Source organism: Microcystis sp. LE19-10.1B, assembly GCF_027530565.1.
Lineage (GTDB): Bacteria > Cyanobacteriota > Cyanobacteriia > Cyanobacteriales > Microcystaceae > Microcystis > Microcystis aeruginosa.
The window spans coordinates 1-11,233 of record NZ_JAPZQM010000740.1 but is presented as its reverse complement, the minus strand read 5'-3'; the positions used below and the strand labels follow the sequence as shown (position 1 = coordinate 11,233).

9 protein-coding genes and 1 pseudogene are annotated in these 11,233 nt (G+C 43.1%); 8 read left to right on the top strand and 2 right to left on the bottom strand.

Features of this window, described 5'->3' with window-relative positions:
- Positions 1-543 precede the first annotated feature (543 nt).
- From acpP to O9332_RS26680, 5 genes are all read left to right on the top strand, one after another.
- Positions 544-792: an acyl carrier protein gene (gene acpP, locus O9332_RS26700; protein ID WP_002798625.1), complete on the top strand. Its 249-nt coding sequence runs from the start codon at positions 544-546 to the stop codon at positions 790-792.
- A gap of 70 nt (positions 793-862) precedes the next feature.
- Positions 863-2,113, top strand: coding sequence for a beta-ketoacyl-ACP synthase II (gene fabF, locus O9332_RS26695; protein ID WP_288028078.1), 1,251 nt, complete (start codon positions 863-865; stop codon positions 2,111-2,113).
- An 82-nt stretch (positions 2,114-2,195) separates the two neighbouring features.
- Complete coding sequence (tkt, locus tag O9332_RS26690; RefSeq protein WP_149987372.1) at positions 2,196-4,202, top strand: transketolase; 2,007 nt, start codon at positions 2,196-2,198, stop codon at positions 4,200-4,202.
- 166 nt (positions 4,203-4,368) lie between these two features.
- Positions 4,369-5,136 carry a hypothetical protein gene (locus O9332_RS26685; RefSeq protein ID WP_004159432.1) on the top strand — a complete coding sequence of 256 codons (768 nt, stop codon included), beginning with the start codon at positions 4,369-4,371 and terminating at the stop codon, positions 5,134-5,136.
- Positions 5,133-5,603 carry a type II toxin-antitoxin system VapC family toxin gene (locus tag O9332_RS26680; protein ID WP_004159431.1) on the top strand — a complete coding sequence of 157 codons (471 nt, stop codon included), beginning with the start codon at positions 5,133-5,135 and terminating at the stop codon, positions 5,601-5,603. The genes O9332_RS26685 and O9332_RS26680 overlap by 4 nt, the downstream gene beginning before the upstream one ends.
- Positions 5,604-6,038: 435 nt before the next feature.
- Here O9332_RS26680 and O9332_RS26675 read toward each other — a convergent pair whose 3' ends face one another.
- Positions 6,039-6,932 carry a DNA adenine methylase gene (locus tag O9332_RS26675; RefSeq protein WP_004159430.1) on the bottom strand — a complete coding sequence of 298 codons (894 nt, stop codon included), beginning with the start codon at positions 6,930-6,932 and terminating at the stop codon, positions 6,039-6,041.
- A 363-nt stretch (positions 6,933-7,295) separates the two neighbouring features.
- On the opposite strand from O9332_RS26675, the pseudogene O9332_RS26670 reads away from it, so the two are divergent.
- The 3 genes and pseudogenes from O9332_RS26670 to O9332_RS26660 form a co-directional block, all read left to right on the top strand.
- A pseudogene (locus O9332_RS26670) lies at positions 7,296-8,024 on the top strand (protein kinase domain-containing protein); the annotation flags it as partial.
- A gap of 507 nt (positions 8,025-8,531) precedes the next feature.
- Positions 8,532-8,771 (top strand): hypothetical protein, encoded by a 240-nt coding sequence (locus O9332_RS26665; protein WP_002759918.1) that lies wholly within the window; start codon positions 8,532-8,534, stop codon positions 8,769-8,771.
- A 39-nt stretch (positions 8,772-8,810) separates the two neighbouring features.
- Entirely contained in the window at positions 8,811-10,862 is a 2,052-nt protein-coding gene (locus tag O9332_RS26660; protein ID WP_002759920.1) for a M3 family metallopeptidase, read from the top strand.
- Between the two features lie 206 nt (positions 10,863-11,068).
- Here O9332_RS26660 and O9332_RS26655 read toward each other — a convergent pair whose 3' ends face one another.
- A complete protein-coding gene (locus O9332_RS26655; RefSeq protein WP_288028081.1) occupies positions 11,069-11,203 on the bottom strand; it encodes a hypothetical protein in 135 nt (44 codons plus the stop codon).
- Positions 11,204-11,233: the final 30 nt, after the last annotated feature.

Genomic DNA, 11,233 nt, shown 5'->3' with positions numbered 1-11,233 from the left:
CCAAGCTTTTCTGGTCGGAACCCCCTAAGCCGAGTTTTCAAGGTGCTGCGCCGTCCACTTGGTTTTCGAGACTGGCCTTTTAATTCTAACGTAAAGCCAACCTAGAACGGCGGGGTTTCAGACCCAAAATTTCCGATGATTATTATCTGAATTTCGGAGTTATCCGTTATATTTTTGCTTTTTATTCGGTCGTCAGGAGATAAGAGACAGGAGACAGGAGATAGGAGACAGGAGATAGGAGATAGGAGATAGGAGACAGGAGACAGGAGACAGGAGATTATTTCTATTTATTCTCCCTTCTCCCTACACCCCACACCCCACACCCTACACCCCACACCCCACACCCCACACCCTACACCCCACACCCCACTTCCCCGATGATCGAGAAAAAACTTCATCAAGAGGGGAACAACTTCCAGTAAGATGAAAAATGGTCAGTGAAAAAGCTAACCGAAATTTATTGTCGGAAATGGTAACACCGCCCCATTTCCCCAGACCCTAGAGGCTAGAGTCCGGTAAACCAGCGGATAAAAATTGACATCCATGAGTGAAGGTATTTTCGATCGAGTTAAAAAAGTTGTTGTGGAACAATTAGAAGTAGAGCCGGAAAAAGTTACTCCCGACGCAAGCTTTGCTAATGATCTGCAAGCTGATTCCCTTGATGTGGTCGAGTTAGTGATGGCTTTAGAGGAAGAATTTGATATTGAAATTCCCGACGAAGCGGCCGAACAAATTGACACTGTGGGCAAAGCTGTTGACCATATTAGCGAGAAAGTAGGAGCAACCGCCTAATTATTGCGAGAAAATTGACAATTTAGCCTTAAATATCTGGGGCAAAATCTGCCCTTATTTTTGAACAAACATGACAGAATTGCCATTAAAAAGGGTTGTCATCACGGGGATGGGTGCAATCACTCCCCTCGGCAATAATCTAGCAGACTATTGGACAGGCTTAATCAACGGCAAAAGTGGCATTGGTTTAATTACCCACTTTGATGCCTCCCGTCACGCTTGTCGCATTGCTGGGGAAGTGCGGGGTTTTGACCCCCACGACTATGTGGATCGCAAAGAGGCAAAGCGCATGGACCGTTTCGCTCAATTTGCCGTCGCCGCCAGTTTGCAAGCACTGCAAGATTCTCAATTAGTTATCGACGCTCTCAATGCCGATGATATAGGAGTACTAATCGGTACGGGCGTGGGTGGCATAAAAGTGCTTGAGGATCAACAGGAAATTTACTTGACAAAAGGTCCGAGCCGGTGTAGTCCCTTCATGATCCCGATGATGATTGCCAATATGGCCGCTGGTTTAACCGCCATCCACACGGGGGCCAAAGGACCGAGTAACTGCACCGTGACCGCTTGCGCCGCCGGTTCCAATGCCATCGGCGATGCTTTCCGTCTAGTACAAAGGGGTTTAGCCAAAGCGATGATCTGCGGCGGGACGGAAGCTGCCGTTACCCCCCTGGGATTGGCTGGTTTTGCCTCCGCTAAGGCCCTGTCCACCCGCAACGATGACCCCACCCGGGCCAGTCGTCCCTTTGACAAGGATCGGGATGGTTTTGTCATGGGGGAAGGGGCAGGAATTTTGATTATAGAGGAATTAGAAACAGCCTTGGCTCGTGGGGCGCGGATTTACGCCGAAATGATCGGTTATGGTCTGACTTGCGATGCCTATCACATGACGGCACCAGTTCCCGACGGTCGTGGAGCCACCAGAGCGATCGAATTAGCGATCAAAGATGCCGGTTTAACTCCGGCGGAAATTAGCTATATCAACGCCCACGGCACCAGTACAGGGGCTAATGATCCCACGGAAACCAAGGCGATTAAAAAAGCTTTAGGAGAATCGGCCTACAAAATCCCCGTCAGTTCCACCAAATCGATGACAGGCCACCTTTTAGGCGGTTCTGGCGGCATTGAAGCCGTGGCCACGGTTATGGCGATCGCTAATGATCGGATTCCCCCGACTCTCAACCTGGACAATCCCGACCCCGATTGTGATCTCGATTACGTCCCCTACGAAAGTCGTCAGCAGATAGTTAACGCTGCCCTCTCCAACTCCTTTGGATTTGGCGGCCATAACGTCACCTTAGCTTTTAGAAAATATGCTTGAGTCGATGCCCCTGAAAGAGTAATCTTTGAGTGGCTCCCTCTTTAACCTGGTCTTATTTTTGTAGTTCATTCTAAAAAACATTATGGTTGTCGCCTCCCAATCCCTCGAAGAACTTTGTATTAATGCGGTGCGTTTTTTAGCGGTAGATGCCGTAGAAAAAGCTAAATCGGGACACCCCGGACTGCCCATGGGAGCCGCTCCCATGGCCTTTGTTCTCTGGGATCAATTCCTGCGTTTTAACCCGAAAAACCCCCAATGGGTTAATCGTGATCGTTTTGTTCTCTCCGCCGGTCATGGTTGTATGCTGCAGTACGCTTTGATGTACCTGACCGGATACGATAGCGTTCCCCTCGAGGAAATTAAACAATTCCGGCAGTGGAAATCGAAAACCCCCGGCCACCCCGAAAATTTCGTCACGGAAGGGGTGGAAGTGACCACCGGTCCTCTGGGTCAAGGGATTGCTAATGGTGTCGGTTTGGCCCTAGCAGAAGCCCATTTAGCGGCCCGTTTCAACAAACCGGATGCCAAAATTATCGACCATTACACCTATGTGATTTTGGGTGATGGTTGCAATATGGAGGGTATTTCCGGGGAAGCTTGTTCTTTAGCCGGTCACTGGGGTTTAGGCAAGTTAATCGCTCTCTACGATGATAACCATATCTCGATCGATGGTTCCACCGATATCGCTTTTACCGAAGACGTGAGCAAGCGTTTTGAAGCCTACGGTTGGCACGTTCAGCACGTCGAGAATGGTAACACCGATTTAGATGCCATTGCCAATGCGATCGCAGCCGCCAAAGCTGTCACCGATAAACCCTCGATGATTAAAATCACCACCACTATCGGTTATGGTTCCCCCAATAAGTCTAATACCGCCGATGTTCACGGGGCAGCTTTAGGAGCAACAGAAATCGAGTTAACCCGGAAAGCGTTAGGTTGGCAATACGAGCCGTTTGTGGTTCCCGATGAGGTGTTAAATCGTTTCCGGCAAGCAGTGGACAAGGGAGCAACGGCAGAAACGGACTGGAATAAGTTATTTAACGAATATCAGGCCAAATATCCCGCAGAAGCGGCTTTATTTGAACAGTTAACCACCGGTCAACTGCCGGAAGGTTGGGAGCAAGCTTTACCGGTTTATAAACCCGAAGATAAGGCGCTCGCTAGTCGTAAACACTCGGAAATCTGCTTAAATGCGCTTGCGGGGGTTTTACCCGGTTTAATCGGTGGTTCGGCGGATTTAACCCACTCTAACTACACCGAATTAGAGCATTTTGGTAATTTCCAAAAAGGCAGTTATCAGGAGCGTAACGTCCATTTTGGCGTACGAGAACACGCGATGGGGGCGATTTGTAACGGTATTGCTCTCCATAACACGGGATTGATTCCCTACGGGGCGACTTTCCTGATTTTCACCGACTATATGCGGAATTCTATCCGTTTATCGGCATTGTCAGAAACCCGCGTCATCTGGGTAATGACTCACGATTCCATTGCCTTAGGGGAAGATGGACCGACTCACCAACCCGTGGAACACGTTGCTTCTCTGCGCGCTATTCCTAACCTCTTAGTCATGCGTCCGGGGGATGGTACGGAAACTTCCGGTGCTTATAAAGTAGCGGTGAGCGAAAAGAAACGCCCGACTTTATTGGCTCTCTCCCGTCAAAATCTGCCCAATTTAGCGGGAACTTCCCTTGCGGGTGTGGCTAAAGGTGCTTATACTATCACCGATTGCGAAGGTACTCCCGATGTCATTCTCATCGGTACGGGGGGCGAGTTATATCTCTGCGATAAAGCTGCTGCGGTGTTAAAAGAGGCAGGAATTAAAGCTCGCGTCGTTTCTATGCCCTGTTGGGAGCTATTCGAGGAACAATCGGCAGAATACAAAGAATCGGTACTGCCGAAAGCAGTGAAAAAACGTCTCGCAGTGGAAGCGGGTTCAACCATGGGTTGGCATCGTTACATCACCGATGAGGGGGATGTGTTGGGGGTTGATACCTTCGGCGCTTCTGCTCCAGGGGGTGTGATTCTAGAGAAGTTTGGTTTTACCGTGGATAACGTGGTAGCGAAGGCAAAAGCGTTGTTAGGTTAATTAAACTTTGATTTTGTGGAAAAAGCCCGCGCAAGCGGGTTTTTTGTGGTTATAGGTCAACCTAGTTTAGGCTTTAGGGTTAGTTCATGTAAAAATGTAAAGTAGGAAGCTTTAGTAGTTAGCCAAAACCTTTACACTTGAGATAATTATCACGATTCCTAGAGCCATGACTAAAGGGGAAAGCCCTATATCGAAGGAAACAATCAAGAGCCTAACACTAGATATAGAAGGCTCACTGTTGTCTTTTGATAAATTTATCAAGGCTCAAGAACAATTAGCAATACTACTCCATGAAGTAGATAAAACCCTTGCTAACAAAAATCGCCCCCTGATAAATTGGAGAATCTCTCAAATTCATAGTGGCAGCATTCATCTTACTTTAGAAGGAATGCCTCAAGATCAGATTACACCTAGTCAAATTTCTGAAGTTATTAAGACTGTAGAAAGGGGAATAGTAACAATTTTAGAACATCCGATTCGCCCTAAGTATTTTTCTGATCGAGCTTTAGAAAGTGCGCGATCATTAGCAATATTGAAAAAAAGAGATGAGTTTATGGTGCAATTGGGCTTTGATTCAAGGTGTATCGACTTGAATCAAGCTTTGATTGCTAATGTTGATGAAATTATCGGGGGAAAATATCAAAGTTTTGGTACTGTAGAAGGTGTGCTTAAAGCTATTGATGTAAGTCGTCAACCTATTTTTAGAGTTTACAATTTATTGACTAATAAAAGTGTTAAATGTTACTTTGAACCAAATTTACTTGATAATATCAAAGAATATCTAGAAAAAAGAGTCTCTGTATCGGGGATAGTTACCTCTAGAGAAGATGGGGAAAAAATCGGGATTAAAGTTGAGTCAATTGATCTTTTTCCTGAGGAAAAAGATTTACCTACCATTGAGGAAATGATCGGAATTTGGGGAGGAAGTAAGTGATTCGTCCAACAAAAAAGCTACACTACTGGGATTCTTGTGTTTTTTTAGCTTTCCTGAAAAATGAAAAGGATAAAATTAATGATTGTATTTCTGTTCTCAAAGCAGCTGAAAATGGTCAGGTAATAATTGTGACTTCTGCTCTTACTTTTATTGAAGTGGTGAAATTAGAAAAAGGACAGCCAAAATTACCTAAAGAAAGTGAGGAAAAAATCAGAGATTTTTTCCGACATGAGTGGATTTATATTTATGATGTGGACAGAAAAGTTGGTGAACTAGCCAGAGAATTGATGTGGCAATATCAGGCACTAAAACCTAAAGATGCAACTCATGTGGCGACGGCAATTAAAGCCAGAGTGGATGTTTTAGATACTTTTGATGATGGCTTGCTGAAACTCTCTGGAGAAATCGGTGATCCTCCTTTAATAATTAGAAAACCTTTTTTTGAAGTTCAACTTGATCTTTTTTGAAAAAGTACCCATTCTCGCACAAGAAAATTACAAATCGAATTACCGAACACAAAAGGTCTAAATTGATAGGAATACCTTCATATTAAAACAGATTTTGATTTAGTGATTACATCTCTTGCCAATGCTTTTTTTTAGACCAATTTAGAAACGGGACTATTTGTTTGGAAGCCCACACCAAAAGAGCAAATATTTTTAAGCAAAATTAATATTAATAATCAAGAAGAAGCCCTTTTAAAAATGTACGTTGCCAGAAGTAAAGATTTAACAGCAAATCAAACCAATAATATCAATTGTTCTCGCCAGAAATGCCAGGATCAAAACTGTAATTTCATCCCTAATTATCCCAAAATTTTCTTTGATGTTAATACGGCTGAACCTCTACAACCATGGCTCCCGATAGAAAAAATAGAGGATTTACTTGATTAAAATTAGGAATCAAGATACATCGAATAAACTTAATTGTAGAGGTGTAAATCTTGCAGGTTTCTGAAGATCATAATTAGCAATAAATACCTCCTTGCCCTTGCGTCTTTCACTCTGATAACCATGTTCTAATTTTAAACCATTTTTTTGATCATCAGTTCGATTAATAGTGTAATTCCATTCATTATCTTGTAAAGAAATACACCAATCATACATTTCTCTAATTTCGGAGCAATTATCATAAGTCAAAAGAAATTTAAATCGATGTTGATGTTTTTTCAACGTCTTACATAACCTTTCATGATCTTCTAGACTGAAGAAGCAGGAATAGAATTTATTTTGATCTGCTTGAAAGTAAGGAGGATCGACAAATAAAAAGTAATCATCGGGTAATTGATTGATTAAATCTTCAAAATCTAAACAAGATAAATTGACATTTTGCAGTTTTTCCGAAGTGGTTTTTAGGTGAGAAGGCCAGTTTTCAGGACGCATAGAATACTTATCACCATAGCCCCAATAACAATTTTCAAGTTTCATAATTCCTGAGTAGGAAGTTCTATTTAGATAATACCAACGCATGGCTCTTTCTAGGTCATTGGCTGGTTGAAATTCATTTTTATAATAATTGTGTAATTCTTTGGTAGCGTTTAGACCTTTTAATAATTCAATTAGACTATTAAGATGATCTTTGATATGTCGATAACAGTTGATTAATTCCTCATCTTTGTCATTGAGAATATTCTCTGCTACACTTTCCTTAGCAAAGAATATAGATGCTCCCCCCGCAAAGGGTTCACAATACTTATGGTGACTAGGAAGACAAGCTAAGATTAGCTTACGGGCATAAAATTTACCGCCGGGATAACGAAAAGGAGAATTACTAAGTTTTTTAGCGATTTTGGACATTACCTTTGATTTTAGAGGCTTTTCTTTGAGATTATTTTAACAAAATTACGATATTTTATCTAGGAATGTCAGAGAAGTTCGGTTTTACTGTGGATAACGTGGTAGCGAAGGCAAAAGCGTTGTTAGGTTAATTAAAACTTTGGTTTTGTGGAAAAAGCCCGCGCAAGCGGGTTTTTTTGTGGTTATAGGTCAACATAGTTTAGGCTTTAGGCTTAGTTCATGTAAAAATGTAAAGTAGGAAGAAGTACCGTAGGTTGGGTTGAGGCACGAAACCCAACATAACCAACAGCTAAGACAGGAAACCCAACATAACCAACAGCTACTTTTTTAACGTCAACCCAACTACTTAAAGGAGTAAAAACCATGAGTCTGTGTCTCAATCCTAATTGTTCCTCCGCCAATCCAGATGGCAATAAATTCTGTGAAAAATGCCGCTCGAAATTGTTCTTACAAGAGCGTTATCAAGCAACTCAATTAATTGGTCAAGGAGGATTTGGTCGCACTTTTAAGGCGATAGATTACAGTAAGCCTTCTCGACCTTATTGTGTGATTAAACAGTTTTTTCCTTCGGCTCAAGGGACTGATACAATTGAGAAAGCCTCAGAATTATTTGAAAAAGAAGCAATCCAATTAGAGAAGTTAGGAAAACATCCCCAAATCCCTGAACTTTTCGCCTATCTCAATCATGATGATGACCGTCAATATTTGGTACAAGAATATATTGAAGGACAGAATTTAGAACAAGAATTAAGAAGCCAGGGGGTATTTAATGAAGCCAAGATTAAAGCTTTATTAACGGATATTTTGCCGGTTTTAGATTTTATTCATAGTCAGGGAGTGGTTCACCGAGACATTAAACCAGAAAATATTATTAGACGTAACTCAGACAAGAAAGCGGTTTTAGTAGATTTTGGCGCGTCTAAAGTTGTTACACATCTTAACCGTTCTGTTACTGGTACAGTAATCGGTTCAGCGGAATATATCGCACCAGAACAAGCCAACGGTAAGCCGATCAATCTTAGTGATTTGTATAGTTTAGGAGTCACTTGTATTTATTTGTTAACTCAGGTTTCACCCTTTGATTTATTTGATACCAGAGGGAGCATCTCACTTACGCGATAAGTAATTATACTTAGCCTAAAAGCCACTCTTAATCGTGTCTTGGAACGAAATAGAGGCTTTTAAAGACTGCGTACATGGAGAATTAAAACAAGAATTACCCTCGAAAAGCCTATTTTTCCACTAAGTATTTATGCTCATTGCAAAGGTGAGATGCTCTCCCTTCTCCTTTCTCCCCCTCTACAATAATTACTCGCAGCCAGAAATACGTTGGGTACTATCATACTTTGTGCTTTTTGTCAAAAAAACTTTTTTTTTGCAATAAAACTACACAAAAAAAAGATCATCGTTATGGGTGAAATTGACTGATTTGACCGTCTTAATTAGGATCACCTTCTAGGTGTGGCAAGGGTTTCAACCATTGCTGCCCAAAAAAGCACAGAATAACCCATTATGAAATTCAGTAAAATCGCTGTAACCATTGTAACATCGTTGTTAAATAAAAATCTTTCTCAATTAATTCTTAAGAATTTGTAAATATTGCGGAATGTTAATTTAAATATTCTCAAGTTTTTGGAGTCAATAAATAATTTTTGCTTATCTTTGATCAACAGAGGCAGTCCCAATGAAAAAATTTTCACCCCCACAGATGAAAGAGGTTTCTTTCCCTACACCCTACACCCCACACCCTACACCCCACACCCCACACCCCACACCCCACTGAAAAAGCTCCGGCGTTCGATCGCCCGGATAGATGGTCGGGGATTTGGGTTAGGGTAGTAAAAGATACAGATTACCCACCCTTCCAGACCAACAATTATGACGAACACCAGTAACCCGCTGCTTGCCGGTCAAGGATTACCGGCTTTTGACCAAATCCAACCCGGCCTAATTGTCCCTGGCATGACGCAACTTTTGCAGGAACTGGCCAGAGAATTAACCGATTTAGAAGCGCAGATTGCCCCCACCTGGGAAAAATTAGTCGAACCCCTCACCCGGATCGAAGAACGTTTAAGCTGGAGTTGGGGGATTATCGGTCATCTGATGGGGGTAAAAAATAGCCCGGAATTGCGTCAAGCTTACGAAACCGTACAACCACAGGTAGTCGAGTTTATTAGCCGTTTAAGCCAAAGTAAACCCATTTATGAGGCATTCTCGTCCCTGCGTCAAGGGGAAAGCTGGGGGCAATTAGACGAGGCACAACAGCGCATTGTCGAAGCTTCTCTGCGGGATGCCCAATTGGCCGGGGTGGGATTGGTAGGGGAGAAAAAAGACAGATTTAACGCGATTCAACTGGAATTAGCGGAAATCACCACGAAATTTTCTAATAACCTCCTCGATGCCACCAAAGCTTTTCAACTAAAACTAACAACCCCAGAAGATATCGCCGGTTTACCCCCTAGTCTCCTCAGTTTAGCCGCCCAAACCGCCCGGGGCCAAGGGGAAACTAACGCCAGCACCGAAACTGGTCCCTGGGTGATTACCCTCGATTTTCCCAGTTATTTCCCCTTTATGAAGTACAGCGATAATCGGGAATTGCGGGAAAAACTCTATAAAGCCTACGTTAGTCGGGCTGATCTGGGAGAATTGGATAATAATCCCTTAATCGATCGCATTTTGCAACTTCGTCAGGAACAGGCCCATCTTTTAGGTTATAGTACCTACGCCGAGGTCAGTCTTGCCCGGAAAATGGCCAATTCTGTGGATGAAATCGAGAAATTGCTTGACAATTTACGCCAAGTAAGCTATAAAGCGGCAAAACAGGATTTAGAGGCCTTAAAAACTTTTGCGGGAACCGACGATCTCAAGCATTGGGATATAGCCTATTGGTCAGAAAAACAGCGTCAGGCCAAGTTTAACTTTAGTGCCGAGGAATTACGCCCCTATTTCCCCCTACCACGGGTTTTAGAAGGCATATTTAGCCTCGCTAAACGGATTTTTGGGGTGGAAATTATCGCTACCGACGGTAAAGCACCTATCTGGCATCCTGATGTGCGTTATTTCCAGATTAACGACGAAAAGGGCGAAAAAATCGCCTATTTCTACCTCGATGCCTACAGTCGTCCCGCCGAAAAACGCGGCGGTGCTTGGATGGATGTCTGTATCGGTCGCGCCAAAACTGGTGCCGAGGTGCGTTTACCTGTGGCCTATTTAATCTGCAATCAAACGCCTCCAGTGGACGGAAACCCCAGTTTAATGACCTTTGAGGAGGTAACTACCCTATTTCACGAATTTGGCCACGGTTTACAGCATATGTTAACCACTGTGGATTATTCCGGCGCAGCGGGTATTAATAACGTTGAGTGGGATGCGGTGGAATTGCCCAGTCAATTTATGGAAAATTGGTGTTATGATCGCCCTACTTTAATGAGTATGGCCAAACACTACGAAACCGGTGAAACTCTCCCCGAACATTACTATCAAAAACTGCTCCTAGCTAAGAATTATATGAGCGGTTCGGCTATGCTGCGTCAGTTACATTTGTCTTTAGTAGATTTGGAATTACACCATCGTTATCAACCCAATGGCGGCGAAACTCCTAAACAAGTCAGACAGCGTTTAGCGGCGACGACGACGATCATTCCTCCCCTACCAGAAGATGCTTTCTTATGTTCTTTTGGGCATATTTTCGCTGGCGGTTATGCGGCGGGTTACTATAGTTATAAATGGGCAGAAGTTCTCAGCGCCGATGCTTTTGCCGCTTTCGAGGAAGTGGGATTAGATAACGAAGAAGCAGTGAAAGCGATCGGCCGCCGTTTTCGCGATACTGTCTTAGCTATGGGGGGAAGTTCCCATCCTATGAATGTTTTTAAAGCTTTCCGCGGTCGCGAACCTAGTACCGAGCCTCTCCTCCGTCATAGCGGCTTATAAAAGTAGGGTGTGTTAGCGTAGCGTAACGCACCAAAAACTTTTCTTTGTGGTGCGTTACGGCAATATTTAGCTCTTGATTTTTTCCCTGAAAACAAGGGATTGCCTAACGCACCCTACTTAACTGCTGAAACCTTTCTTTGTGGTGCGTTACGGCAATATTTAGCTCTTGATTTTTTCCCTAAAAACAAGGGATTGCCTAACGCACCCTAATTGACTTGACTGCTGAAACAATGGTTCTTCGTTACTTGGTATGGTTCGATAGGGGGGCATAAATCGACTAAATCCTTATCTGGCAAGAGACTTAATTGATTAGTTCGCTCTAGAGCAAAAACAATTGACAAAAATCGCTAAATGCCTTTCTCTATAAGGGT